General features: G+C 65.1%; 21 protein-coding genes. 10 read left to right on the top strand and 11 right to left on the bottom strand.

Features of this window, described 5'->3' with window-relative positions; all coding sequences use genetic code 11:
• Positions 1–62: 62 nt before the first annotated feature.
• The 3 genes from ACXYN8_RS01370 to ACXYN8_RS01360 are packed head-to-tail and all read left to right on the top strand — an operon-like array spanning position 63 to position 2,651.
• Positions 63–1,517 carry a cytochrome ubiquinol oxidase subunit I gene (locus ACXYN8_RS01370; protein WP_458887483.1) on the top strand — a complete coding sequence of 485 codons (1,455 nt, stop codon included), beginning with the start codon at positions 63–65 and terminating at the stop codon, positions 1,515–1,517.
• Entirely contained in the window at positions 1,507–2,514 is a 1,008-nt protein-coding gene (cydB, locus tag ACXYN8_RS01365) for a cytochrome d ubiquinol oxidase subunit II (protein ID WP_458887482.1), read from the top strand. Before ACXYN8_RS01370 ends, cydB begins: the two co-directional genes overlap by 11 nt.
• The gene (locus ACXYN8_RS01360; RefSeq protein ID WP_458887481.1) at positions 2,514–2,651 is read left to right on the top strand and encodes a DUF2474 domain-containing protein; all 138 of its coding nucleotides are present in this window, start codon (positions 2,514–2,516) and stop codon (positions 2,649–2,651) included. Before cydB ends, ACXYN8_RS01360 begins: the two co-directional genes overlap by 1 nt.
• 30 nt (positions 2,652–2,681) lie before the next feature.
• On the opposite strand, the gene ACXYN8_RS01355 is transcribed toward ACXYN8_RS01360, so the two are convergent.
• Entirely contained in the window at positions 2,682–3,425 is a 744-nt protein-coding gene (locus ACXYN8_RS01355) for a Crp/Fnr family transcriptional regulator (protein ID WP_458887480.1), read from the bottom strand.
• Between the two features lies 1 nt (position 3,426).
• Positions 3,427–3,555 carry a hypothetical protein gene (locus tag ACXYN8_RS01350; RefSeq protein WP_458887479.1) on the bottom strand — a complete coding sequence of 43 codons (129 nt, stop codon included), beginning with the start codon at positions 3,553–3,555 and terminating at the stop codon, positions 3,427–3,429.
• Positions 3,556–3,898: 343 nt separating this feature from the next.
• On the opposite strand from ACXYN8_RS01350, the gene ACXYN8_RS01345 reads away from it, so the two are divergent.
• Positions 3,899–6,940, top strand: coding sequence for a TonB-dependent receptor domain-containing protein (locus tag ACXYN8_RS01345; RefSeq protein WP_458887478.1), 3,042 nt, complete (start codon positions 3,899–3,901; stop codon positions 6,938–6,940).
• Between the two features lie 78 nt (positions 6,941–7,018).
• Here the strand turns inward: ACXYN8_RS01345 and ACXYN8_RS01340 are convergent, their stop codons facing one another.
• From ACXYN8_RS01340 to ACXYN8_RS01320, 5 genes are all read right to left on the bottom strand, one after another.
• A complete protein-coding gene (locus tag ACXYN8_RS01340) occupies positions 7,019–8,506 on the bottom strand; it encodes an SLC13 family permease (protein ID WP_458887477.1) in 1,488 nt (495 codons plus the stop codon).
• Between the two features lie 59 nt (positions 8,507–8,565).
• Positions 8,566–9,183, bottom strand: a complete 618-nt coding sequence (locus ACXYN8_RS01335; RefSeq protein WP_458887476.1) for a 1-acyl-sn-glycerol-3-phosphate acyltransferase — start codon at positions 9,181–9,183, stop codon at positions 8,566–8,568.
• A 70-nt stretch (positions 9,184–9,253) separates the two neighbouring features.
• Positions 9,254–9,940 carry a hypothetical protein gene (locus ACXYN8_RS01330; RefSeq protein WP_458887475.1) on the bottom strand — a complete coding sequence of 229 codons (687 nt, stop codon included), beginning with the start codon at positions 9,938–9,940 and terminating at the stop codon, positions 9,254–9,256.
• A 76-nt stretch (positions 9,941–10,016) separates the two neighbouring features.
• Positions 10,017–11,624, bottom strand: a complete 1,608-nt coding sequence (locus ACXYN8_RS01325) for a carboxyl transferase domain-containing protein (protein WP_458887474.1) — start codon at positions 11,622–11,624, stop codon at positions 10,017–10,019.
• Complete coding sequence (locus ACXYN8_RS01320) at positions 11,621–12,784, bottom strand: isovaleryl-CoA dehydrogenase (protein WP_458887473.1); 1,164 nt, start codon at positions 12,782–12,784, stop codon at positions 11,621–11,623. Before ACXYN8_RS01320 ends, ACXYN8_RS01325 begins: the two co-directional genes overlap by 4 nt.
• Before the next feature lie 139 nt (positions 12,785–12,923).
• Between ACXYN8_RS01320 and ACXYN8_RS01315 the strand changes: the two genes are divergently transcribed.
• Genes ACXYN8_RS01315 through ACXYN8_RS01305 form a run of 3 tightly spaced genes read left to right on the top strand, consistent with a single transcriptional unit; the run spans position 12,924 to position 16,787 of the window.
• Positions 12,924–14,441, top strand: coding sequence for a sensor histidine kinase (locus tag ACXYN8_RS01315; RefSeq protein WP_458887472.1), 1,518 nt, complete (start codon positions 12,924–12,926; stop codon positions 14,439–14,441).
• Positions 14,442–14,478: 37 nt separating this feature from the next.
• Complete coding sequence (locus ACXYN8_RS01310; RefSeq protein ID WP_458887471.1) at positions 14,479–15,249, top strand: ATP-binding cassette domain-containing protein; 771 nt, start codon at positions 14,479–14,481, stop codon at positions 15,247–15,249.
• Positions 15,246–16,787 carry an ABC transporter permease/substrate-binding protein gene (locus ACXYN8_RS01305; protein ID WP_458887470.1) on the top strand — a complete coding sequence of 514 codons (1,542 nt, stop codon included), beginning with the start codon at positions 15,246–15,248 and terminating at the stop codon, positions 16,785–16,787. The genes ACXYN8_RS01310 and ACXYN8_RS01305 overlap by 4 nt, the downstream gene beginning before the upstream one ends.
• Here the strand turns inward: ACXYN8_RS01305 and ACXYN8_RS01300 are convergent.
• Together ACXYN8_RS01300 and lgt are read right to left on the bottom strand one after the other, a co-directional pair.
• Positions 16,784–17,842, bottom strand: a complete 1,059-nt coding sequence (locus ACXYN8_RS01300) for a class I SAM-dependent methyltransferase (protein ID WP_458887469.1) — start codon at positions 17,840–17,842, stop codon at positions 16,784–16,786. The two genes, ACXYN8_RS01305 and ACXYN8_RS01300, sit on opposite strands and share 4 nt — an antisense overlap.
• Complete coding sequence (gene lgt, locus ACXYN8_RS01295; RefSeq protein WP_458887468.1) at positions 17,839–18,738, bottom strand: prolipoprotein diacylglyceryl transferase; 900 nt, start codon at positions 18,736–18,738, stop codon at positions 17,839–17,841. The genes ACXYN8_RS01300 and lgt overlap by 4 nt, the downstream gene beginning before the upstream one ends.
• 136 nt (positions 18,739–18,874) lie before the next feature.
• On the opposite strand from lgt, the gene ACXYN8_RS01290 reads away from it, so the two are divergent.
• Together ACXYN8_RS01290 and ACXYN8_RS01285 are read left to right on the top strand one after the other, a co-directional pair.
• A complete protein-coding gene (locus ACXYN8_RS01290) occupies positions 18,875–20,566 on the top strand; it encodes a class I adenylate-forming enzyme family protein (RefSeq protein WP_458887467.1) in 1,692 nt (563 codons plus the stop codon).
• The gene (locus ACXYN8_RS01285; RefSeq protein ID WP_458887466.1) at positions 20,563–23,328 is read left to right on the top strand and encodes a [protein-PII] uridylyltransferase; all 2,766 of its coding nucleotides are present in this window, start codon (positions 20,563–20,565) and stop codon (positions 23,326–23,328) included. Before ACXYN8_RS01290 ends, ACXYN8_RS01285 begins: the two co-directional genes overlap by 4 nt.
• Positions 23,329–23,342: 14 nt before the next feature.
• On the opposite strand, the gene ACXYN8_RS01280 is transcribed toward ACXYN8_RS01285, so the two are convergent.
• Both ACXYN8_RS01280 and ACXYN8_RS01275 read right to left on the bottom strand, forming a co-directional pair.
• On the bottom strand, positions 23,343–23,741 hold the full coding sequence (locus ACXYN8_RS01280; RefSeq protein ID WP_458887464.1) for a PilZ domain-containing protein: 399 nt from the start codon (positions 23,739–23,741) through the stop codon (positions 23,343–23,345).
• A gap of 98 nt (positions 23,742–23,839) precedes the next feature.
• The gene (locus tag ACXYN8_RS01275) at positions 23,840–24,502 is read right to left on the bottom strand and encodes a YggS family pyridoxal phosphate-dependent enzyme (protein ID WP_458887462.1); all 663 of its coding nucleotides are present in this window, start codon (positions 24,500–24,502) and stop codon (positions 23,840–23,842) included.
• Between ACXYN8_RS01275 and ACXYN8_RS01270 the strand changes: the two genes are divergently transcribed.
• Entirely contained in the window at positions 24,501–25,058 is a 558-nt protein-coding gene (locus ACXYN8_RS01270; protein ID WP_458887461.1) for a thiamine phosphate synthase, read from the top strand. The genes ACXYN8_RS01275 and ACXYN8_RS01270 overlap by 2 nt on opposite strands.
• Positions 25,059–25,068: the final 10 nt, after the last annotated feature.

Here is a 25,068-nt window from a genome sequence, read left to right as displayed (position 1 = left end):
GCAACTCACGATGCGCCAAGGCCATTCGTCATGGACCGCGAACCTCGCTAGAGACTGCGGCCATGTTCGAGCAATTCGACGCCCTGCTGTTGGCCCGCATCCAGTTCGCCTTCACGGTGAGCTTCCACTTCATCTTCCCGGCCTTCTCGATTGGCCTGGCGAGCTTTCTCGCCGTGCTGGAAGGGCTGTGGCTGAAAACCGGCAAGCAGCTTTATCTCGACCTGTTCAAATACTGGCTGAAGATCTTCGCCATCGCCTTTGCCATGGGCGTCGTGTCCGGGATCGTGATGAGTTACCAGTTCGGCACCAACTGGTCGGTCTTTTCGGACAAGGCCGGGCCGGTGATCGGTCCGCTGATGGCCTATGAAGTGCTGACCGCCTTCTTTCTGGAGGCCGGCTTCCTCGGCGTCATGCTGTTCGGGATGAACCGCGTCGGCAAGAAGCTCCACTTCGCCGCGACGCTGATGGTGGCGGTCGGTACGTTCATTTCCGCTTTCTGGATCCTGTCGGTCAACAGCTGGATGCAGACCCCCGTGGGATACGAGATGGGGGCGAACGGCCAGTTCCTTCCGGGCGAGAGCTGGTGGGATATCGTCTTCAACCCGAGCTTCCCGTTCCGCCTCGTTCACACGGTGATCGCGGCCTACCTCACCACCGCTTTCGTGGTCGGCGGAGTCGGCGCATGGCACCTGCTGAAGGACCGTGCGAACATACACGCGCGCAAGATGTTCTCGATGGCGATGTGGATGGCCGCTCTGGTCGCTCCGGTGCAGATTTTCGCAGGCGACATGCACGGCCTTAACACGCTGGAGCACCAGCCGCAGAAGGTCATGGCGATGGAAGGGCACTACCAGAGCCACCCGGACGGCGCCCCGCTGATCCTGTTCGGCATTCCGAACAGCAAGGAAAAACGCGTCGATTATGCCATCGAAATTCCCAAGGCGTCCTCGCTTATCCTCAAGCATGATCTGAACGCGCCGCTCGCCGGGCTGGACACCATTCCCGACGACGAAGAGCCGCCGGTCGGCGTCGTGTTCTGGTCGTTTCGCATCATGGTCGGCATCGGCTTTGCCATGCTGGGCCTTGGCGCGTGGAGCCTGCTCGCGCGGCTTCGCAAGAAACTCTACGACTGGTCACTGCTGCACCGCGCCGCGCTGGTCATGGCACCCAGCGGTTTCGTCGCGGTGATCGCGGGCTGGGTTACGACCGAGGTCGGCCGCCAGCCCTACGTGATCTATAACGTCCTTCGCACTGCCGACGCCGCCAGCCCGCTCGACGCGCCAGCTGTGGCGGCATCGCTGCTCGCCTTCGTGGTGGTCTACTTCGCGGTGTTCGGCGCAGGCGTGTGGTACATTCTCCACCTGATGCACAAGCCGCCTCATACGGGCGAACTGGGGGTCAAGCGTGGCGAGAAGGGCCCGATCCGCACTGCCGGCATCACGCCCGGCCCGACGCAGAACCCCGGCGACCCGGACGAGCTGCCGCGCAGTCACGAGGAGGCGACCGATGGCCGTTAACGTGGACCTGACGACGGTTTGGGCCTTCATCATCGCCTTCGCCGTGTTCGCCTATGTCGTGATGGACGGGTTCGACCTCGGCATCGGCATCCTCTTCCCGACCTTCGAAGTCGGGCCCGAACGCGACCGCGCGATGAATTCCATCGCGCCGGTGTGGGACGGGAACGAGACGTGGCTGGTGCTCGGCGGTGGCGGCCTTTTCGCTGCCTTCCCGCTGGCCTATGCCGTGGTGCTGCCCGCGACATATCCGCTGATAATCGCCATGCTGCTCGGCCTGGTGTTCCGCGGCGTTGCGTTCGAGTATCGCTGGCGCGATCCGGGCCACCGGCGCTACTGGGACGCGGCCTTCACCGGCGGCTCCCTGGTCGCGGCCATGGCCCAGGGGATGACGCTCGGCGCGCTGCTCCAGGGCGTCAAGGTGGTCGACCGCGCCTATGCCGGCAGCTGGTTCGACTGGCTGACGCCCTACACGTTGCTGACCGGCCTTGGCACAGTCGCGGGCTACGCCCTGCTGGGTGCCACCTGGCTGGTGTGGAAGCTGGAGGGCAAGAGCCAGCACCATGCCCGAACGCTTGCCAAGCGGGCGGCCTGGGCGACTTTCGTCCTGATGGGCGGCGTCAGCCTCTACAATCTCGCGCTGAGACCCGAATATGCAGAGCGCTGGCTGTCCGCGCCCGAAATCTACTTCGCCGCGCCGGTGCCGATCCTGACCGGCATCGTGGCGCTCGCCCTGCTGCGCGCATTGTCGGTGGAGCGGCATTCCAAGCCCTTCTGGCTCAGCCTCGCGCTGTTCTTCTTCGGCATGGCGGGCCTTGGCGTGACGATGTGGCCCTACGTGGTGCCGCCGGGCCTGACGATCTGGGACGCCGCCGCCCCGGAACGAAGCCAGGTCTTCATGCTGGTCGGCGTGGCGATCACCATGCCACTCATCATCGCCTACACCGCCTGGGCCTATTGGGTGTTCCGCGGCAAGGTCGCCGATGAAGGGTACCACTGATGGCGGAAGGCCCGAACGAGCAAGCCGAAGATGCACCGCTGCTCCAGCGGCTCGGCTGGATGGTCGGCATCTGGCTGGCGAGCGTCATCGCGCTCGGTACGGTTGCGATGATCATTCGCTGGTGGCTTGCGCCCTGACCGAGTGCGGCTCGAACTGCCCGTGGCCGCCTATTCGTCGGTCAGGTCGTTCAGCGCCAGCTCACCGTCGCCATAGAGATAATCGCCGGAGAATGAGGCGAGGTTCTTCAGCGCATCCTCGTCCAGAATAGCGATTCGTCCGTCGCCCTTCGGGTCGAGAACGCCACGTTCGCGCAAAGTCTTGAAACTGCGATTGGCGTGAACGGACGTTATGCCGCAGGCTTCGGCGTAGTCGCGCTGGAGCAGGTGGACCGGCAGGTTGGCGCCATCGTAGAGGTCCACGAAGCGCAGGCGCTCGATCGTCTCGCAGATCAGATGCGCGATCCGCCCCTCGGCATTGAGGCGGCCCAGCCGGAATATCCATTCGCGGTGCATCGCCGCATCGAGCAGGGTGGAGAACCACAGAACCCGCGCCAGATGGGGGTATCTTTCGACCAGTCCCGCTATCGCGCGGTGCGGCACCCGCGCCAGCACCGCCCGGTCGAGCGATCCGACGTTGTGATCGAGCTTCTTCATCGGGAAGCCATGGAGGTCCACGAAATCACCCGCGATATTCAGCCCGACCAGCTGGCGCTCCCCCCGCCGGTCGTCGAGGTGGCGCAGCATCGTGCCTTCGATGATGTAATAGGAATTTTCGATCCGTTCGCCGCGATGGACCAGCATGGTGCGCGGCCCGATCTCGACCGTTTCGGCAATGGCGCCTTCGAGGGCGAGCCGCTCTTCCTCGCGCAGATCGTGTCGAAGCCTGCCCTTCAGAAACTTGGCAGTGAGCACATCATTTCCCCGTTTGTTCGCCGCGCGCGTTAGGCAAATCGGTGACGGCGGTCAAAACAGCAAATGTTATATCTATTGCGGCCAGCGCCGGATTCGCAACTGTTTTCAATGCCCTTTCACGCTCGCTCAACGCGGCTTGTCCAACGCTTGGCAAGCGACAACGTCGCACGGTTGCGCCCAGAATGTTGCAACTGCGTAAAATCGAATGACTGGTATGCCAGAACAGTGGTTCCGGTCCGGCAAAGCGTGTCGCGCCGGTATTTGTCGGCCAAGTTGCAGAATGGGACTATTTTGCATCGGTCTGCGACATTTTGAACAATTATTCCCCTCCGTAAACGGTGCTTCATGGCCACACACGGATCGAAATGTGCGCCGCTCCGGCTAACCACTTGACAATTTCCCGTGAACGCCGAGAATTTCGATAAGCGGGTATGTCCATAGCAAGTGGATGGTCCGTGAGGAGAGGAGAGACCATGAAGAAATCCATTTTACGCCACAGCTGCGCCGTGCCTGCGTTGGTCGCGGCCGCCTTTGCGTTCAGCCCCGCAGTCGCCAGCGCTCAGGACGCCGACACCGATCCGGTCGAGCTGGAGGACGAGCAGGTCATCGTCGTTACCGGTTCGCTGATCCGCGGCACGCCGGAAGACAGCGCGCTGCCGGTCGATGTCTTCAGCGCGCAGGAACTGGCTAGCGAAGGCCAGACCTCGCCCCTCGACTTCATCAAGGACATTCCCGCTGTCGGCGCCGTGCTCGGCGACTCCAACCAGTTCTCTACTGCGGCGCAGGGCCTGGGCGGGGTCGGCTCGATCAACCTGCGCGGTCTGGGTCCGCAGCGCACGCTGGTGCTGCTCAACGGCCGACGCACGATCGTATCGCCCGGTGACGGTCTGACCGATACCAACTTGCTTCCGGTCTTCGCGCTGGAGCGGGTCGAACTGCTGAAGGACGGCGCCGCCGTGACCTACGGCTCGGACGCTGTGGCAGGGGTGGCGAACTTCATCACCCGCACCGATTTCGACGGAATCGAAGTGCAGGGCGACTATCGCTTCATCGAGGACAGCGACGGCGATTACAGCGCCAGCATCCTCGCAGGCAAGAACCTTGGCGACGCCAACATCATGGCAGGCTTCGGCTATCGCCACCGCTCGCCGCTCGCGGCGTTCGACCGCGATTTCTCCAACCTGCCCTACGCGATCAACCCGGCAGGCTATTCGGCCGTCAGCAGCCCGGCGACCTATTTCGCCGCGATCCGCCCGACCGGACCGATCCGCGAAAACCCCGGCGCCGCCGTTCGCCCGACGATCGTGTCGGGCACGCCGTATCTGGATGCTGGGTGCGAGGAGCTGGGCGGCTCGATCTACAACGCCTCGCTCTCCAGCTCGGTGCCTGCCTGCTATTACCAGTACACCGACTACAACAACCTCGTGGAGGAATCGGACTTCTACCAGGCGTTCGCCTCCTTCAACGTCGACCTGTCCGCCAGTACGCGCTTCAATGTCGACGCATTGTGGGCATCCAGCCGTATCGATACTGAATTGTCGCCGGCCTATCCTTCCACGCAGGGCCCCGCCGGCCCCGGCACCAACTTCAACTTCTACGTCCCGCGGTCCAACCCCGGCTTTGCCGATTTCCAGGAGCAGACCGGCTTCCCGAGCACGGTCGGCCTGCCGATCGGTCCCGGCGGTGCGGTCATCAATCTGCCAGTCGGCGCGGCGATCCTGCTGACCCGTCCGTTCGCGCTTAGCGGCAATCCGCTGACCGAATTTCCGTTCGGCAACGACAGCTATTCGAAGAACAACAGCTACCGTGTCTCGGCCGGGTTCGAACAGGATGTGAGCGATGACGTGATCGCGTCGCTGCAGGGGACCTTCGTCCGCGGAACGTCGGAATCGCTGATCCCCGACATTATCGGCCAGCGCCTGCAGAACGCGCTCGACGGGCTCGGCGGCCCGGATTGCAACGTGGTGACCGGCACGCCGGGCACCGGGGGCTGTCTGTATTTCAATCCGTTCTCGAACGCCAACGCGGGCAATCCCGTGCAGGGCCTCGACAATCCCTTCTACACGGGGCCGGACGGGGTGCGGAACTCGAACGATCCCGAACTGATCCGGTGGATCTACGGCAACACCGGCACCTGGCAGGTCGAAGAGCAGTTCATCGCCGACTTCCTGGTCTCGGGCCCGCTGGGCTTCGGCATCGGCGACAACGAGGTCAGCTTCGGCCTCGGCGCGCAGTATCGCACGTCCAACTACACCAGCCGTCCGCGTGACGACGAAGGGCTGCGGCTCAACGACCGCAATGTGAACCCGTGCCCGGTCATTGGCGACACCACTTGCGCGGTGCAGACCGGGCCGTTCGTGTTCCTCGGCCAGTCGCAGAATGTCGACGTGTCGCAGGACGTCTACGCGGTGTTCGGCGAAGTGCTGATCCCGATCGGCGATACGGTCGAGCTGTCCGGTGCCATCCGGTTCGAGGATTATGGCGACCCGGTCGGCTCCACGCTCGATCCGAAGGCTTCCATCCGCTGGCGGCCGCTCGACTGGCTGACGCTGCGCGGCTCGATCGGCACGACCTTCCGCGCCCCGCTTGCCGGTCAGGTTGCGAACAGCAGCGTGACCGCGTTGCAGACGATCGAGGTCGCTTCCAGCAACTTCCGCTCGGTCGACGTGCTGGGCAATCCGACCGATCTGGGGCCGGAATCGGCGTTGACCTACAATCTGGGCGTCGTGATCGATCGCGGCGGCTTCAACCTGCAGGTCGATTACTGGAGCTACGACTTCGACGACCGGATCGGCACCACGCCGGCCAACCCGATCGCCCGTGCCGTGGTTCCGGAAGTCAACGGTCTCGCCGACTGCTCCAGCCCGCTGGCATCGCTGGTGGTGTTCCAGGGCGGCTGCGTCCAGGGCACGACGCGAGGCAACGACATTTCGCGTGTCATCACCCAGTGGGTCAACGGCCCGACCGTCAAGACCACCGGTCTGGACGTCGAGGGCAGCTACGACATGAACTTCGGGCAGGCCGTGTTCACGCTCGGCACCGCCTTCACCAAGATCTTCACCTACGACGTGGGTGAGTTCGTGCTCAACGGCGTGACGATCCTGGATGAATACAGCGCCAAGGGTTTCGGCAACTACTTCCGCGATCCCGGCACCGTCTCCGAATGGCGCGGCAACGCCTATGCCAACCTCAACGTCGGCGGGCTGAACGCGCGCTACGTGTTCCGCTACGCCAGCGGGGTGGACGACGATCGCTGCACCGGCGTCACCGGAAACTGCCTCGATACGGTTGCTGGCGGTACCGACTTCGGTCGCCACGTTCCGGACTTCACCCAGTCCGACCTGACCGTGTTGTACGATCTGCCCATGACGTTCGCGGAAGTTCAGTTGCAGGCTTCGGTCGAGAACATCTTCGACGAAGATCCCTCGCCCGCCCGCCTCGAACTGGGTTACGACCCGTTCTTCGGCAACCCGCTGGGCCGGGTCTTCCGCCTCGGGATCAAGGCCGGCTTCTAAGCCTCCCGTCCGAGTGACTATACGAAGGGGCCTGCCGAGCGATCGGCGGGCCCTTTTGCGTGGGGCTCAGCCATTGGGTCAGGCCAGTACGAAATCCGACAGCGCGTAGACCACCAGGCTGATCAGCACGATGCCGAGCAAATTCAGGCGGAAGCCGATGGCGGCCATGCGGCGCATCGACATCTGGCCGCTGGCGAAGACGATTGCGTTCGGGCCGGTCGCCATCGGAAACATGAAGGCGCAACTGGCCGACATCGCGACCGGCAGGGCCAGCAGCGCCGGGTCCATGCCCCCGCCCACCGCCAGCGCGCCCACCACCGGCATCAGCGCTGACGTCGTCGCGACGTTGCTGGTCAGTTCGGTCGCGAAGATCACGAACGTCACCAGCGCCGCGATGATGACCAGCACCGGCATTGCCGCCAGACCTGACATCTGCGCGCCCAGCCATTCGGCAAGTCCGGTGGCGGTGATCGCAGCCGCCAGGCTCAACCCGCCGCCGAACAGCAGGATGACGCCCCAGGGGATCTGCGTCGCAGTCTCCCAGTCGAGCAGCATGGAACCACGCTCCTGCTGCGAGCCGGACGGTATCAGGAACATCAGCACCGCCCCGAAGATCGCGATGACGTGATCGGTCAGGCCGGTGAAAGGCTGCGTGCCGAAGATCGTCAGGTCCTGGATCACGTAGCTGCGCGCGATCCACAGAAAGGCGATTACGCCGAAAGCCGCCAGCACCCGACGCTCGGGCCGCTGCCACGGGCCGAGCGCCGCCAGCTCGCGTTCTACGACGACGCGGCCTGCATCGCTGGAAATCGGCTCCAGCCGGTTGGCCCAGCGCGCCAGCACGAACCATGTCGCGGGCACCATCACGGCGACCACCGGCACGCCGATCGACATCCAGCGCGCGAAGGTGAAGCGATAGTCGCCCTGTTCTTCGAACCAGTTGATGATGATCAGGTTGGTCGGCGTGCCGACCGGCGTGGCAATGCCGCCGATCGAGGCTCCGAAGGCGACGGCGAGAAGGATGGATACCGTCAGCGGGGCCGAGGTCGATTCCTTGCCGAGGATCGCCAGCGACACGGACAATGCGATGGGCGCGAGCATGATTGTGGTCGCCGTATTGGAAATCCACATCGAGAGAAGCGCCGAGGCAATCAGGAAGCCTGCGACCAGGCCGGATGGGCTCGAACCGAACCGTTTGACGATGTTGAGCGCGATGCGCGTGTGCAGGTTCCAGCGCTCGACCGATTTGGCAATGATGAAGCCCCCCAGCAGCAGCATCACGATGGGGCTCGAATATCCCGCCGCCGCCTCCGCTATCGGGGCCACACCGGCCAGCGGCAGGACAACCAGCGGCAACAGGGACGTGACGGGTATCGGCAGCGCCTCGGTCACCCACCATGTTGCCATCAGCACCAGCAGGGACAGCGTCCACCATCCCTCGCGGCCCACCGCTTCCGGCACGGGGATCAACTGGATCGCCAGCGCGGCAATCGCGCCCGCGAACAGCCCCGCCCATTGCAGCCGCGACTTTCCCCCGCCGCCGTCGATCTGGCTCGCTACGCTCATTCCCGTCACTCCCCTCGCTTGCGACTATGCGGGAGGGACCGACGGGCTTGCAAGCGGGATTACCCCTTCGCCGCCTCTTCACCGGCGAGGCGGACGGCCTGCCGTTCGAGCATCCTGTACCGCTCGAAACCGGGCAGATTAGCGCGCATGAACGCGGCTATGCGCAGCAAGGTGTCCGGGTAGCTGGCGCTGGCCACGATCGGCGGACCGAATCCCAGCCGCCGGGTGCGATTGCAGACCCAGACCGGTACGATCGGGACATTGGCCGCGCGCGCGATGTGATAGAAGCCGCTGCGCCACTCTCCGTCGCTCTTGCGTGTTCCCTCCGCCGCGATGACCAGTGCCAGACGGTCGCGGCGGGCAAAATCCTGTGCCACCTGCTCGACGTAATTGGCCCGCTTGCTGCGGTCGACGGCGATACCGCCCATGTCGCGCATGAACCGGCCCAATGCGCCCTTGAACAGCGTGTGCTTGCCCATGAAGCTCGGCTCCACGCCCTGATCCGCTGTCGCGCCGGTGAAGAACACGAAGTCCCAGTTCGAACTGTGGGGCGCGCCCGCCATCACGAACTTCGGCAGGTCCGGCATCTGGCCGACGATCTGCCATCCCTGCCAATGGTAGGCAGCAAGGATCGCGCGTCGGGCGATGCGCGAGGTCGGCGAGCGGTAAGCGGGCATACGAACGCAATGCACGAATGCCGCGGGGGCGCATAGCCTCCGCGGCGAAACGTGTCGGAAATCCGCGTCTTCAGTCGCGAACGACCCGCGTGCTTTCGCGATGGCCGTCGCCGTTCGCATCGACGCGAACGATGTCGACATCGCCGTCGTTATCGACGTCGACGGCGCGCGAAGGGGCCGCCTCGGTCGGCGCGGTGCTATGGGTGCGGTCAGTCGCATCTTGCTCCGCATCAGAGACGAGGTGGTCGAACAGCGCCTCGTAATGCTTCATCGCCTGACGCATGTCCTCCGTAGAGGCACTGCCTTCGCCGTGGCGCGCAACGACCGAGTGGCCTTCGCGGTAATGCCGGGCGACATGGCCGTGGTTCACGGTCAGGTCTTCGTAGCGGCGGTCGAAATCCGCCATCGGATAGCCGACGGTCTTCATCATCGTCGCGAGCATCCGGTCGGCGTGATGGACAGCTTCGACCGGGCTGTCGACGAACACGGCCTTCACGTCGCGCCATTCCTCGGCGAAGCTGGCGTGCTCGGCTGCGGTAAGCGGCCGGATATCGAGGGCATCGACACGCTTTTCGCGCTCGGCCAGAGCAGCCTCGGCCTTGGCGCGGTCGCCGGCGTCATCGAGCGTGCGGTCGTATTCGTCGCCGAAGCGGTCGCGCAGGTGATCGGTATGGCGGCGGCGCATGGTCAGCCAAATGCCGACGGCGACGGCCACCAGCAGGATGATCGCAACGGCGAACAGAACTTGTTGGTCCACGGCAGAACTCTCCTCGTTCCCCGTCCAGACCCCTCTAGCCTGTCCTACGCTTGGCGGTGCTTAGCGTTCCGTAGCGTCACATGCGGAAGACGCCGAAGCGCGGCGCTTCGGGTATCGGCGCTTCGAGACAGGCGGCAAAGGCCAGCCCCAACACGTCGCGGGTCTGGACGGGATCGATGACCCCGTCGTCCCACATACGGGCGGTCGCGTAGTAAGGATTGCCTTCGTCCTCGTACTTCTGACGGATGGGAGCCTTGAACGCCTCGGCCTGTTCGTCCGTCCAACTGTCGGCATCGCGGTGTACGGTCGCAAGCACGCTCGCGGCCTGCTCGCCCCCCATCACGCTGATGCGCGCATTGGGCCAGGTGAACAGGAAACGCGGAGAATAGGCGCGTCCGCACATGCCGTAATTGCCTGCGCCGAAGCTTCCGCCGATGACCATGGTAACCTTGGGCACAGTGGCCGTGGCGACCGCAGTCACCAGCTTCGCGCCGTGCTTGGCAATGCCTTCCGCCTCGTACTTTCCGCCGACCATGAAGCCGGACACGTTCTGCAGGAACAGCAGCGGAATGCGCCGCTGGCAGGCCAGCTCGATGAAATGCGCGCCCTTCTGCGCGCTTTCGGAGAAGATCACGCCATTGTTGGCGAGGATCGCGACCGGCATCCCCCAAATATGCGCCAAGCCGCAGACCAGCGTGCTGCCGTAATGCTGCTTGAACTCGTGGAACTCGCTGCCGTCGACCAGCCGCGCAATCACCTCGTGCACGTCGTAGGGCGCGCGCACATCGTCGGGCACGATGGCGTAAAGATCGTCGGCGTCGAACTTCGGCGGGCGCGGGTCCTTGAGGGCCACGTCTTGTAGCGCCGCGAGGTTGGCACCCAGGTGGCTGACGATGTCGCGCACGATGGTGAGCGCGTGCTCGTCGTTTTCGGCCAGATGATCGACCACGCCGGACTTCCTGGCGTGCAAGTCGCCGCCGCCAAGGGCCTCGGCGCTGATTTCCTCGCCCGTCGCGGCCTTCACCAGCGGCGGTCCGGCGAGAAAGATCGTGCCCTGGTTGCGGACGATAACCGTCTCGTCGGACATGGCGGGGACGTATGCGCCGCCCGCAGTGCAGCTGCCCATCACGCAGGCGATTTGCGGGATGCCGAGCGCGCTCATATTGGCCTGGTTGAAGAAGATGCGCCCGAAATGATCGCGGTCCGGAAAGACCTCGGCCTGGTGCGGCAGGTTGGCCCCGCCGCTGTCGACGAGGTAGATGCACGGCAAGCGGTTCTCCTGCGCGATTTCCTGCGCGCGGAGGTGCTTCTTGACCGTCATCGGGTAATAGGTGCCGCCCTTCACCGTGGCATCGTTGCACACGATCATCACCTGCCGACCGCTGACGCGTCCGATGCCGCAGATCAGCGAAGCACCATTGATGTCGCCTTCATACATTCCGTTGGCGGCAAGCTGGCCGATCTCGAGAAACGGACTGCCCGGATCGAGCAGCCGCTCGACCCGCTCACGCGGCAAGAGCTTGCCGCGCGACACGTGGCGCTCACGGCTGCCTTCGCTGCCCCCCAGCGCCGCGGCCGCAACGCTTGAGCGCAGCTCAGCTGCAAGATGCTTGTTATGCTCGAAGCGTGCCTTAGCGTCAGGTGCTTCACGGTCGAGCGTGGATCTGAGTACGGGTGCGCTCATCCCGCAGCCCCGATCAGCTCGCGCCCGATCAGCATACGCCTGATCTCGTTCGTCCCTGCACCGATGTCGAGCAGCTTGGCGTCGCGCATGTAGCGTTCGACCGGCCAGTCGAGCGTGTAGCCTGCGCCGCCCAGCGCCTGCACGCTCTCGGCCGCCACGCGGAAGGCGTTTTCCGAGGCCAGCAGGATCGCGCCCGCCGCGTCGAAGCGCGTCGTCCGGTCTGCGTCGCAGGCCTTTGCCACGGCATAGGTGTAGGCGCGCGCCGATTGCAGCGCGACATACATGTCCGCGACCTTGGCCTGCATCAGCTGGAAACTGCCGATGGGCTTGCCGAACTGCGTACGCTCGCGAAGATAGGGGATGACAGTATCGAGGCAGGCCTGCATCACGCCGAGCTGGATGCCGGAAAGCACCACGCGTTCGTAGTCCAGCCCGCTCATCAGCACCCCTACGCCGCCGTTCTCCGGTCCCATCACGTTTTCTTCCGGAACGAAGCAGTCGTCGAACACCAGCTCCGCCGTGGGCGATCCGCGCATCCCGACCTTTTCGATCTTCTGACCGATGGAAAAACCGTCGAAGTCCTTCTCGATCAGGAAGGTGGTGATGCCGCGCGAACCTTCGCCGGTCTTGGCATATACCACCAGAGTGTCGGCATAGGGCGCGTTGGTGATCCAGAACTTGGTACCGTTTAGGACGTAGCCGCCATCGACCTTCTCGGCGCGCGCTTTCATCGACACGACATCGCTGCCCGCCCCCGCCTCGCTCATGGCAAGGCTGCCGACGTGTTCGCCGCTGATCAGCTTGGGCAGGTATTTCGCCTTCTGCGCCTCGTTACCCCAGCGCGCGATCTGGTTGACGCAGAGGTTGGAATGGGCACCGTAGGAAAGACCGACGCTGGCGCTCGCGCGGCTGACTTCCTCTACTGCGATGACATGCTCGAGATAGCCGAGGCCAAGCCCACCGTCCGCTTCCGGCACGGTGATGCCGTGCAGGCCCAGCGCGCCCATCGCGGGCCAAAGCTCCTCGCGCGGGAACCAGTCCTCACGGTCGACCTTGGCCGCCAGCGGTTCGATCTGTTCGTCGGAAAACCGCGCGACGCTGTCGCGAATCATGTCGGCGCTCTCGCCGAGCTGGAAGTCGAAATTGGGTGTGGCTTTCATGCGCTCTCCTCGGCCGGGGCCATAGCAATGCGCGGGGCTGGCGCAAACCACTGATCAGGGATTGGTTATGCTGCCGCGGGACAAGCGAACCTCTTGTGGTGGGCAACGAAAATCGACATAAGCGCGCGTCGCAGAAATCATGAAAATCGAATTCCTCGCCCCGTGGCCCCAAGGCAAGCCGCCCGCCCCCGATATGTGCGGTGAGGAAACGCGCGCTGGCGTGCTGGCGGCCTATGGCCTCGACGCGCTGCAGGACGATGCCGAACTCGCAGAGATTTCGCAATTCGCCGCCAAGCTGTGCGACGCGCCGATCGCGCTCGTCACGCTGGTGGAAAAGGAGCGGCAGCGGTTTCTAACGCGTGTCGGGCTGGAAGATCGCGAAACCCCGCGCCCGACCTCCTTCTGCGCGCACGCCATGCTTCATGCCGAACCGATGGTCGTGCCCGACGCGCAGGAAGATCCGCGCTTCTCGGGCAACCCGCTGGTGCTGGGCCATCCGCACATCCGCTTCTATGCCGGTGCGCCGCTGATCAGCCACGAAGGCGCGCCGCTCGGTTCGCTGTGCATCATCGATACCGTCCCGCGGCCGGATGGGCTGACGGACATTCAGATCCAGGGCCTGAAGGTCATGGCCAGCAGCGTGATGCGCCGCCTGCGCCACCGGCGCGAGCATCTGGAAGCGGTGCAGGCCCAGCTGGACGCGGCCAAGGGTATCGAACAGCTGATCGACAGCCTTCCGCAGATTGCCTTCTCGATGAACAGCGAAGGCAAGTTCGATTACGTCAACGGCAAGCTGAGTGAGGTTACCGGTCTTTCGGGCCGCGACCTCTCGGATGGCTGGCGGGACATCGTCCACGAGGACGATCGCGACGAACTGTCCGAGAACTGGCAGAGTGCGCTGGCGCAGCGCGAACCTTTCGAGGCGGAGTTTCGACTGAAGCTCGAAAGCGGCGACTGGCACTGGATGCTCACCCGTATCGTCCCAACGGAAGCGGCTGACGAGGAAACGCGCTGGTTCGGCCTAGTCATCGACATTGAGGAACAGCATCGCGAAACCGAAGTCCGCGACCTGCTGACGCGCGAGCTGTCGCACCGGATCAAGAATATCTTCGCGGTCGTTTCCGGGCTGATTTCGCTCAAGCAGCGCAATCACGCAGGCGCAGCGGAATTCGCTGCCGAACTGATCGCCTCCATCCATGCGCTGGGCAAGGCCAACGATTTCGTGCGGCCCACCGGCGAGGTGCAATGCAAGCCGTTGGAAGAGCTGCTCGAAATCCTGATGGCGCCCTATCGCAAGGACGGCGACGACCGCATCGCAATCGATGTCGAGCCGACCGAAGTGGGCGAGAAGGCCGTCACCCCGCTCGCGCTGGTGTTCCACGAACTTGCGACGAACGCCGCGAAATACGGCGCGCTGTCGAACGAGATGGGCCAGATCCGCATCACGGGCCGGATTTCCGAAAACGGCGAGCGCATGCAGCTCGACTGGATCGAGAGCGGCTGCGAACGGCCGGAAGAAGGTGGCGCCGAAGGGTTCGGCTCGCGGCTGGTCAAGCTCGCGGTCGAAGGGCAGTTGGACGGATCGCTGACCCGCGAAATCTGCGACGACGGCATTGAACTGCGCCTCGACCTGTCGCGCGAGGCTATCGGGCGCTGACCATTTCCCTGACGGCACAATCGGTTACGGTGGTGCGATGGCCAACGCCGAACTGCCGCACCTCGCTTTCGACGACCTGAGCAAGAGCTACGGCGCGACCCGCGCGGTCGACGGCGTATCGCTGGATATTGCCCGCGGAAGTTTCACAGCGCTGGTGGGCGCGTCCGGTTCGGGCAAGTCCACTTTGCTGAAGACGGTGAACCGGCTGGTGGAACCGAGTCGCGGCCGCGTCATGCTGTCTGGCGAGGACGTGCGCACGCTGCCGCTTGCCGAATTGCGGCGCGGGATCGGTTATGTCTTCCAGGCGATCGGCCTGTTTCCGCATATGACCGTGGCACAGAACGTCGGTATCGGCCCGCGGCTCGACGGGCGGCACCTGTCCGACAGCCGTATTGCCGAATTGCTCGATCTGGTGCGGCTCGATCGGGCGTTGGGGCATCGGATGCCCGATACGCTTTCCGGCGGGCAGCGCCAGCGGGTCGGTGTGGCGCGTGCGCTGGCGGGAGAGCCGGAAGTGTTGCTGATGGACGAGCCCTTCGGCGCGCTCGATCCGATTACCCGCGACGAGCTGGGGGAGCGCGTTCGCAAACTTCACCGCGAACTGGCGCTGACGACAGTGATGGTCACGCACGACGTGGCAGAGGCTCTGCTGCTGGCCGACCGCGTGCTGGTAATGGATGCCGGCCGCATAGTCGCGGACGAAACCCCGGCCAGCCTTCTCGGCGGAGCAGGTGGGGATGTGGCGCAGGCTCTGGTTGCCGTCCCCCGCGAACAGGCGCGGCGGCTGGCCAAGGTGAGCAGCGCGTGAGAGAGATTTTCACCGCCCTGTCTGGCCTTGGCGACAAGTTCGCCGCGCACGTCATGCTGAGCGCGTCGGCACTGGCGCTCGGCATAATTGTCGCGCTGCCACTGGCGGTCTGGGCGGCTCGCTCCGCACGGGTGGAGCGCGTGACGCTGGGCTTCGCCAGTCTCGTCCAGACCGTGCCGGCCCTGGCGCTGCTGGCGCTGTTCTTTCCCATATTGCTGAGCCTGAGGGCCGTATTCGGAGAAGGACTGCCGACGCTCGGCTTCCTGCCAGCCTTGCTGGCGCTGAGCCTCTACGCCCTGCTGCCGATCCTGCGGAACGCCGTGACCGCGCAGGCGAACCTTGAGCCCGGCGTGATCGAAGCGGCGGACGGCGTGGGGATGACCGGCTGGCAGAGGCTGCGGCTGGTCGAAGCGCCGCTGTCCGCACCATACGTCATGGCGGGCATCCGCACCGCCGCCGTCTGGACCATCGGCGCGGCGACGCTATCCACCACCATCGGCCAGCCGGGACTGGGCGACCCGATCTTCGCCGGATTGCAGACTCAGAACTGGGTGCTGGTTCTGGCAGGCTGCATCGCCAGTGCTGCGCTGGCGCTGATCGCCGACGGATTGCTTGGCATGATAGAACGCGGCTTCCGCGAACGTCGCAAGGGGCTGTGGCTGACCGGCGGACTGCTGGTCGCGCTGGGCGTGCTCGCTGCCTTCGTCAGCCAGATCGACTGGCGCGGCGAGGCGCGCGAAACCGTCGTCATCGGCGCCAAGCCCTTCTCCGAGCAATACATTCTCGCCCGCCTGATCGGCCAGCGGCTGGAAGCGGAAGGCTACGCAGTCGAATATCGCGACGGCCTCGGCTCGGCAGTGGCGCATAGCGCGGTGGCGAGCGGAGCAGTCGACGTGATGGTCGATTACACCGGTACGATCTGGACGAACCAGATGGAGAAGTCCGAACCGGTACCGCGCGACGAAATGCTCGCAGAGATAGAAACATGGGAGGCCGAGAACACCGGCATCGCCGTGCTCGGTCGGCTGGGCTTCGAAAATGCCTATGGCCTCGCGGTCAGGCGCGAGCTTGCCGAACAGCGCGGCCTTGGCTCGATTGCCGATTTGGCGGGACAGGCAAGCGGCATGACCATCGGCGGCGATCCGGAATTCTTCGAGCGGCCCGAATGGATCGCGGTGCGCGACGCCTACGGCCTGCGCTTCGCCGAGCGGCGCAATTTCTCTCCCACCTTCATGTACAACGCGCTGCGGTCCGGCGAGGCGCAGGTGATTGGGGCTTACACGTCCGACGGGCGCATCGCGGCAGACGATCTGGTCATGCTGGCCGACCCGGCAGGCGCCTTCCCGAATTACGACGCCATAATCCTGTTGAGCCGAAAGGCGCAGAGCGATGCCGGGCTTGTCGCCGCGCTGCGGCCACTCGTGGGCGCGATCGATGTCGCCACCATGCGCGAGGCGAATTACGCGGTAGACCGGGCAGAAGGGGGCGTCTCCCCTGATCGTGCGGCGCGGGACCTTTCGGCCCGGTTGGGTCGCTAGAAGCCCACCGCGTCAGGCCATTGCGGGCTCGCAAGGCCCATGACCTTGAACAGCGCGCCCATTTGCCCTTCCCCGATCAGCCGGTCTTTTGCGGTCTGCAAAGCGGCTGCATGGTGCGGGGCGTGAGTCGCCAGCGCGTCGGCCCGCGCCTCGATCCCCAGTTCGCGCAGCCAGCGCCCCTGCGAAACCGTGCCGAGCACCTTGGCTTCGCGCGAGCGGGCGACCTGTGCCAGCGTGGCGAAATCGACATGGGCGGTCAGATCGGCTTCGCCCGGCGTCGCGAAGGGATCGACCTTGCGATGATCGCGCACCGCCTGAAGGCTCGATCCGGCCTGCGGCTCGACATAGCCGTAGTCGATGAACAGCGCCGCGCCGCCCTGTTTCGTCAGGCGCCCGGCGACCTCGTAAACGGTCGAGGCCGCCGCCGGGCAGGTCTCGATGATCGCCCCCTCGCCCGCATCGGCAAAATGCGCCGGGATCGCGTTGTCCATCGGACGATCGCCTGCGACCGGGACGAAGCTGTCACCCTGCAGGCCAACCATGCGTTCCCGCCAGCCATTCGCAGTGCGGACCAGCTGGCGCACCGGCAGCGCGTCGAGGAACTCGTTGGCGACCAGCAGCACCGGGGCATCGTGCGGGATCGTTGATAAGTCGCCGTGCTGGATCGCATCCGGCACGGCGGTCAGCTGGATGTCGCGCAGCGCGGTCGAACCTTCGACGAAATGCACGCGCGGTTCGCAGCCGTAGCGGCGCATCGATCGCAGCGCGTCCTTCGCCAGCGTGCCTCGCCCCGGACCGAGCTCGACATAATGCACCGGCTCTTCGCGCCCGGCGCGGATCCACATATCGGCCAGCCACAGCCCGATCAGTTCGCCGAACATCTGGCTGATTTCGGGCGCGGTGACGAAATCGCCGCCGCTGCCCAGCGGGTCGCGCGACGTGTAATAGCGCGCATTCGCCTCGCCCATGAAATGCGCCATGCTGATCGGGCCGGTGTTGGCGATCAGGCGGCGGAAACTCTCCGTCAGGCCAAGCGCTGCCCTTTCATCGTTCATGCCGAGGCGGGGGCGGCCTTGCCCAGCGGCGCGCGGCGCAGGGACCATACGATCAGGCCAAGCCCGACCAGCACCATCGGCAAGCTTAGCCATTGGCCCATCGACAGCCCGGTTTCGGCGGTGAATTGCTTGAGCTGGCTGTCCGGTTCACGGAAGAACTCGTTGACGAAGCGCGCGACGCCCATTCCGGCAGTGAATACGCCGACCAGCAGACCGGGCCGGTACCGGGCACGGGTCTTCCAGAACAGCAGCAGCATGATCACTATCAGCGCCAGCCCCTCCAGGCCGGCCTGGTAGAGCTGGCTGGGGTGGCGCGCCAGGCCCGCCGGGTCGGACGGGAAGACCATCGCCCATGGAACATCGGTGGTGCGGCCCCACAGCTCCCCGTTCACGAAGTTGGCAAGACGGCCGAGGAACATTCCGAACGGCACATTGACCGCGATGTAATCGCACACCCGAAGGAAGGAGAGCTTGTTGCGCCAGGTGATCCAGGCAATCGCCACAAGCACGCCGATGACGCCGCCGTGGAAACTCATTCCCCCGTCCCACAGGCGCAGCAGGTCCCAACTGATCGTCTCTGTCGGGGTGAAATGCGTGAACAGGCTCGGCTTGCCGGTCGATCCGCCGGTGTAGAACGCCGCATAACCCAGCCGCCCGCCCAGGATGACGCCCAGCGTGCAGTAGAAGAACAGGTCTTCCGCGTGACGCTGCGCCATCGGGGCGCCGGGCTGCCTGATCATTCTGGTGATGTGCCAGTACGCCAGCAGGATGCCGCCGATGTAGGCGAGCGAATAGAAGCGCAGCGTGAAGAAGCCGAGATCGATTCCTTCCTTCAGGCCCAGATCGGACCACAGGATGGGATCGGTCGCGGCGGTCGCCGCCAAAAGTGACAACAAGGTGCAAACCCCCTAGACTCTAAGGCGAAGGGCGCGATACGCCCTTTCGCGACGCGCTTGTGGCACAGGCCGACATTGCGCGAAAGCCCCGCAGACCCGCGAAAAGCGTGCGCGCGACCAAGGAGAGAGACCACCCATGCCGAGCAAGCTCGACAACCAGATCAACGCCATCGTCGACCATCTGATCAAGCCGGGCGAAATGTTCGAGCTCGAGTATATCGAGCGGTTCGGACAACAGCTTCCGGCATTCAAGAACGCGCCGCCCTCGCTCACCGCCTATTTCGCCCACTTCTGCAACCAGAACAAGGACAAGGACTTCCTTGTCGAAGGCGATGTCCGGCTGACATTCGGGCAGACCTATGCCGCCGCGGACCGGCTCGCACGCGCACTGGTGGCGGATCACGGCGTGAAGAAGGGCGACCGGGTCGGCATCGCAGCGCGCAATTCGATCAACTGGATCATCGCCTACATGGCCGTGCTCATGGCAGGCGGCTGCGCCACCCTGCTCAACGGCTGGTGGAGCGGAGAGGAACTGGCCGAGGGGATCGATCTGGCCGAATGCGAACTGGTGCTCGCCGACGCGCAGCGCGCTGCGCGGCTCGAAGGGTTCGATGCTGCCGGCAAGGTCAAGCTGTTCGGCCACGGCACTTTCGAAAGCGGCTTTGCGGATCTGCTTGCCAATGGCGGGCAGGGTGAACTGCCCGCGCTGGGGCCGGACGATCTCGCGACCATCCTGTACACTTCGGGTTCGACGGGGCGCTCAAAGGGCGCGTACTCCGACCACCGCGGCGTGGTGCAGGGTATCTTCAGCTACGTTTCCGTTTCTGCCACGGCGCTCCACATCTACGTCAGCGAGAACGGGTCGGAACCGCCGAACCAGCCGTGCGCGCTGGTCGCCGTGCCGTTGTTCCATGTCACCGGCGAAGTGCCGCTCTTCCTTCAGAGCTTCGCGCTTGGCCGCAAGCTGGTCCTGATTCCGAAGTGGGATGCCGTGGAAGCAATGCGGGCGATGGAGCAGGAAAAGGTCAGCTACTTCGTGGGCGTTCCGCTGATGAGCTACGAGATCGCCACCCATCCCGACCGCGACAAGTACGACCTGTCGTCCTGCACCGCCTTCGCCGCGGGTGGCTCGCCCCGCCCGGTGGAACACGTGGGCCGGATCAGGGACGCCTTTCCCGACAGCTTCCCGCTGCTCGGTTACGGCCTGACCGAAACCAACGCGGTCGGCGCGGGCAACTTCAACGAGAACTATCTCGCCAAGCCGAATTCCACCGGCATGGCCACGCGCCCGATCGTCGACATCGCGATCCTCGACGATGCCGGCAATCCGGTGGCACAGGGCGAGCGGGGCGAAATCTCGATCCGCACCATCGCCAATTTCATTGGTTACTGGGGCAACCCGGAAGCCACGCGGCAGGCGATCATGCCGGACGGGTATTTCCGCACCGGCGACCTCGGCTATCTGGACGAGGACGGTTACCTGTTCATCGTCGACCGCAAGAAGGACATCATCATCCGCGGCGGCGAGAACATCGCCTGCATCGAGGTAGAGGAGGCGATCTACGCCCATCCGCAGGTTTCCGAATGCTCGGTCTTCGGCGTACCGGACGACCGCTTCGGGGAAATCCCGGCGGCTGTGTGGCTCCCGGTCGAAGGCGCCGACCTGACCGAGGACGACCTGCGGGAGTTCTTGGGAGAGCATCTCGCCCCGTTCAAGATTCCCGCAGTCATGTGGAAAGCGACAGAGAAACTGCCCCGGCTCGGAACCGAGAAGGTCGACAAGGTTAGTCTGCGCAAGACCTACACCGCCAGGCTGGAGACTGCGTGAGCGAAAATACCGGCATTCCCCGCCAGCGTGCGGTGATCGACCGCCGCGCTTTGGCGGAAGAGATCGCGCGCATCTGGGAGGAAGATGGCGCGAAGGGCAACCAGCGCATCGTTGCCGCCCTGCGTGCCGCGCTCGATGCCGGGCGCAGGGAAATGGCGTGCCGGCTCGAGAAGGAACCGAGCAAGGGGCACGCGATCACGCATGGCCACTCTTTCCTGATCGACCAGCTGGTGCGGGTCATCCACGACCACGTCATCGAACACGTCTATCCCGCGGCCAACCGCTCGACCGGGGAACGGCTCGTGATCATGGCGGTGGGTGGATACGGCCGCCGCGAAATGGCGCCGCATTCCGATGTCGACATCGCCTTCCTCACGCCCGGTCGCCGTACGGCCTGGTGCGAACAGGTCATCGAGGCGATGCTTTATTGCCTGTGGGACCTGGGCCTCAAGGTCGGTCATTCCAGCCGCTCGCTCGACGAGATGGTGCGGATGTCGAAGGAAGACCTGACCATCCGCACCGCCATGCTCGAAGGCCGCTACGTCTGGGGAGATCAGGCTCTCTACGCCGAGGCGGCGGAACGCTATCGCAGCGAAGTGGTCAAGGGCAGCGAGCGTGAATTCGTTTCCGCCAAGCTGCAGGAGCGTAACGAGCGGCACCGGCGCGTGGGCGACAGCCGCTACGTCGTCGAACCCAATGTCAAGGAAGGCAAGGGCGGGCTGCGCGACCTTCAGGCGCTCTACTGGATCGGCAAGTACATCCACCGGGTCCAGACCGCGTCCGAACTGGTCGACGTCGGGCTGTTTTCACCGTCGGAATACCGTGCGTTTCGCCGGGCCGAGGGATTCCTGCTGGCGGTGCGCTGCCACCTTCATACCATCACCGGGCGCGCCGAGGACCGGCTGACCTTCGACCTCCAGCGCGAGGTGGCGGGCCGCATGAACTTTGCCGACCGCACCGGCAAGAGCGCGGTCGAACGCTTCATGCAGTATTATTTCCTCCAGGCGCGACGGGTCGGGAGCCTGACCGGCGCTTTCCTGTCCAAGATCGAGGAAGAACTGGCGCGCAGTCGCCCGCGCCACGGCCTGCTCGCGACCTTCCGCAGCAAGGCGCGCGACCTGAAGGGATACAAGGTCTTCGGCGGTCGCATCGGCGCGCCGTCCGACGACTGGTTCCGGCGCGACCCGATCCGGCTGATCGAGATCTTCCAGCTGGCGGAGGAGCACGAGCTGGAAATCCAGCCCGACACGATGCTGATGGCCGCGCGGGACAGCAAGCAGATCAACAATGCCCTGCGCCGTGACGAGCGGGCCAACGAGCTGTTCTTGTCGTTGCTCGCGGGTCGGAAAGATCCGGAAACCGCGCTGCGCTGGATGAACGAAGCAGGCGTGTTCGGTCGCTTCGTGCCGGACTTTGGCCGGGTCAACGCACAGATGCAGTTCGATATGTACCACCACTACACGGTGGACGAACATACCATCCGCGCGATCGGCCTGCTCAGCCGGATCGAGCGCGGGGAGTATGCGGAGGATCACCCGCTGTCGCATGATTTGATCCACCGCATTTCATCCCGCCGGGTGCTCTATGTCGCGGTGCTGCTGCACGACATCGCCAAGGGGCGCGGCGGCGATCACTCGGTTCTCGGCGCGGAAGTGGCCGAGCAGCTGTGCCCGCGCTTCGGGATGACGGAGCGCGAGACCGAACAGGTCGCCTGGCTGGTGCGCCATCACCTGACGATGAGCGCGACGGCCTTCAAGCGCGACCTGTCGGACGCCAAGACGATCGGCGATTTCGTCGGCCAGGTCGAGACGCTCGAGCGGCTGCGACTGCTGCTGATGCTGACCGTGGTCGACATTCGCGCGGTCGGGCCGGGCACGTGGAACAGCTGGAAGCGGCAGCTGCTGGGCGACCTCTACGACCTGTCGGAACAGCGCATCCGCCTCGGCCATACCTCGCACGCTCGCGAGCAGCGCGTGGCGGCCAAGAAGGAAGCGGTGCGGCGGGTGCTCGAAGCCGAAGGGCACGATGTCAGCGCCATCGGCACCGATCGCTTCTACGATTCCTACTGGATTGCGGAGGCGGAGGACATCATCGCGCGCAATCTGGTGCATTTCGACGCCGCGCAGGAAGCCGGGCACAGCCTGTCGATCCATTGCGAATATTACGCCGCGCGCGGCGCGACGCTGGTGACGGTAATCGCGGACGACCACCCCGGCCTGTTCTATCGCATTGCCGGCGCAATCAACCTTGCCGGAGCGAACGTGATCGACGCGCGCATCCACACCACGCGCACGGGCAAGGCAGTCGATAACTTCCTGGTGCAGGACCCGCACGGCCAGCCCTTTGCCGAACGAAGCCAGCTTCACCGGCTGAAACAGGGGATCGAGGACGCGGTGCGCGCGCGCGTGGCGCTGGTGCCCAAGCTCGCCAAGCGACCGCTGGTCCATAGCCGCGCGGCAACCTTCGACGTGCGCCCGCGCGTCGATTTCGACAACCGCGCTTCCAATCGCTTTACCGTGGTCGAGGTCAGCGCGCGCGACCGCGCCGCCCTGCTCAACCGGCTGGCGCGTACGTTGTTCGAGGAACAGCTGGTCGTCCGCTCCGCCCATATCACCAATTACGGCGAGCGCGCGGTCGACACTTTCTACGTCACCGACCTGCTCGGCCTGAAGGTGGAAGCAGAGCCTCGGCTGAAGAAGCTGGAAGAAGCGCTGCTCGAAGCCGCCAGCGACGAACGCCAGCGCGAAGTCGAAGCTGCGTAGCGGCAGGCGGAGAGTTAGGCGGAGCCGATGCGGGCGCGCTTGCGGCCCATCGGGATACGCGTGACGTCTGCCACCGGGCCGGACGCCTCGATCCGGCCGGTCGACATCGCATCGACCACCCGCGGCGCGACCGGACGGTCGAATTCCAGCCCGAAGCCTTCGTCGTTGGACCAGGCGACGGTGCAGAATACCTCCTGATCGTCCCATGTCAGCATACCGGAAATGCCGATCGGCAGGCCGCCGGGCATTTCGATGCGCGCGCCGCCTTCCGAGATGTTGACGATCATGCCGTCGCGCACGCCGCTCATCGTCTGGAAGCTTGCCGCACGCGAGGTGGCGCAACGATAGGCTATGCGGCGTTCGACCTTGGGTGCGGGGGTCGGCTGTCTTCTCAAAGCACCCAGCAAACCCATGCGACTTTCTCCTTTTTTATTGGAGCCGAGTCGTAGGGGGAATTTGGTTAAGCCGGCCTGCCCGGCAATGGTTAGTCGGTCGGTAACGACGCGGCGCCTCAGCCCCGCGCCCCGAACAGCGCGCTGCCGACCCGTACGTGCGTCGCGCCGAGCATGATCGCGGTTTCGAAATCGCCGCTCATTCCCATGCTGAGCTGGTCGAGCCCGTTGTCGCGCGCCAGCTTGTCGAGAAAGGCGAAGAAGGGTGCCGCCTCTATTTCGGCCGGGGGTACGCACATCAGCCCGACGACCGGAACATCGGCATCGCGCGCCTGCGCGAGCAGCGCGGGAAGGTCGGCGACCGGGCAGCCGCCCTTCTGCGGTTCGTTGCCCACGTCGACCTGCACGAAGCAGTCCGCACGCTTGCCGAGCCGGTCCTGCGCCTTGGCGATAGCTTTCACCAGGCTGGGCCGGTCGAGGGAATGGATTGCGTCGAAGAGAGCGAGCGCATCTTCCGCCTTGTTGGACTGAAGTTGCCCGACCATGTGCAGTTCCAGCTCCGGCCAGCGCTCGCGCAGTTGCGGCCATTTGCCCTGCGCTTCCTGTACGCGGTTCTCGCCGAATACGCGCTGCCCGGCTTCGATCAGAGGGACGATGGCGTCGGCATCATGCGTCTTGCTGATCGCGATCAGCGTCACCTCGCCCGTTTCGCGGCGGGCGATCTGGCAGGCTTTTGCAATGCGGGCGTCGATGTCGCTTAGGAGGGTGGCTGGATCGCTCATGCCCGCGCGCTATAGCGATGATGTGGCGAAGATACAGACCCTGCCTGACCTGTGGCTCATTTCGGACGCACGCAACGACGCCGCGCTGGAGAAAGCGCTGGCTCGCCTGCCGCGCGGCAGCGGCTTCGTGTACCGGCACTACCACCTCGCGCCGGAGCATCGGCGGGCGCGGTTTGCGGCGCTGGCCCGGCTCGCGCGCGCCAAGGGGCACACGGTCGTTCTGGCCGACAGCGCTGCGACCGCTTGCGAATGGGGCGCGAACGGCATCTACGGTCCACCGCGCAGCCTGCATCGCGCGCCCGGCCTGCTGCGGGTCGCGACCGCGCACGACCTGGCCGAGATCGCGCAGGCCAATCGCGCAGGGGCCGACGCGGTGATGCTTTCGCCCGCCTTCGTCACCCGGTCCCACCCCGGCGATACGGCACTCGGCCCGGTACGCTTTCGCCTGTTGGCGGACCGTACCGCGATGCCGGTAATCGCCCTCGGAGGCATGACCGTTCGCAGCACGAGGCGCCTGGAATGGCCGCGCTGGGCGGCGATCGACGGACTGTCCTGACACGCGCCCC

It is taken from the genome of Altererythrobacter sp. CAU 1778 (assembly GCF_054482795.1).
The sequence above is the reverse complement of the archived record's forward strand: the minus strand, read 5'-3'. Positions and strand labels throughout refer to the sequence as shown.

Bases quoted from the DNA above. Each gene is read 5' to 3' on its own strand.
- ACXYN8_RS01360 (WP_458887481.1), top strand. From the start codon at position 2,514: ATGGCGGAAGGCCCGAACGAGCAAGCCGAAGATGCACCGCTGCTCCAG.
- ACXYN8_RS01310 (WP_458887471.1), top strand. From the start codon at position 14,479: ATGGCCAACGCCGAACTGCCGCACCTCGCTTTCGACGACCTGAGCAAG.
- ACXYN8_RS01290 (WP_458887467.1), top strand. From the start codon at position 18,875: ATGCCGAGCAAGCTCGACAACCAGATCAACGCCATCGTCGACCATCTG.
- ACXYN8_RS01370 (WP_458887483.1), top strand. From the start codon at position 63: ATGTTCGAGCAATTCGACGCCCTGCTGTTGGCCCGCATCCAGTTCGCC.
- ACXYN8_RS01320 (WP_458887473.1), bottom strand. From the start codon at position 12,784: ATGAAAGCCACACCCAATTTCGACTTCCAGCTCGGCGAGAGCGCCGAC.
- ACXYN8_RS01300 (WP_458887469.1), bottom strand. From the start codon at position 17,842: ATGAACGATGAAAGGGCAGCGCTTGGCCTGACGGAGAGTTTCCGCCGC.
- cydB (WP_458887482.1), top strand. From the start codon at position 1,507: ATGGCCGTTAACGTGGACCTGACGACGGTTTGGGCCTTCATCATCGCC.
- ACXYN8_RS01335 (WP_458887476.1), bottom strand. From the start codon at position 9,183: ATGCCCGCTTACCGCTCGCCGACCTCGCGCATCGCCCGACGCGCGATC.
- ACXYN8_RS01345 (WP_458887478.1), top strand. From the start codon at position 3,899: ATGAAGAAATCCATTTTACGCCACAGCTGCGCCGTGCCTGCGTTGGTC.
- ACXYN8_RS01315 (WP_458887472.1), top strand. From the start codon at position 12,924: ATGAAAATCGAATTCCTCGCCCCGTGGCCCCAAGGCAAGCCGCCCGCC.
- ACXYN8_RS01275 (WP_458887462.1), bottom strand. From the start codon at position 24,502: ATGAGCGATCCAGCCACCCTCCTAAGCGACATCGACGCCCGCATTGCA.
- ACXYN8_RS01325 (WP_458887474.1), bottom strand. From the start codon at position 11,624: ATGAGCGCACCCGTACTCAGATCCACGCTCGACCGTGAAGCACCTGAC.
- ACXYN8_RS01340 (WP_458887477.1), bottom strand. From the start codon at position 8,506: ATGAGCGTAGCGAGCCAGATCGACGGCGGCGGGGGAAAGTCGCGGCTG.
- ACXYN8_RS01280 (WP_458887464.1), bottom strand. From the start codon at position 23,741: ATGGGTTTGCTGGGTGCTTTGAGAAGACAGCCGACCCCCGCACCCAAG.
- ACXYN8_RS01270 (WP_458887461.1), top strand. From the start codon at position 24,501: ATGCCCGCGCGCTATAGCGATGATGTGGCGAAGATACAGACCCTGCCT.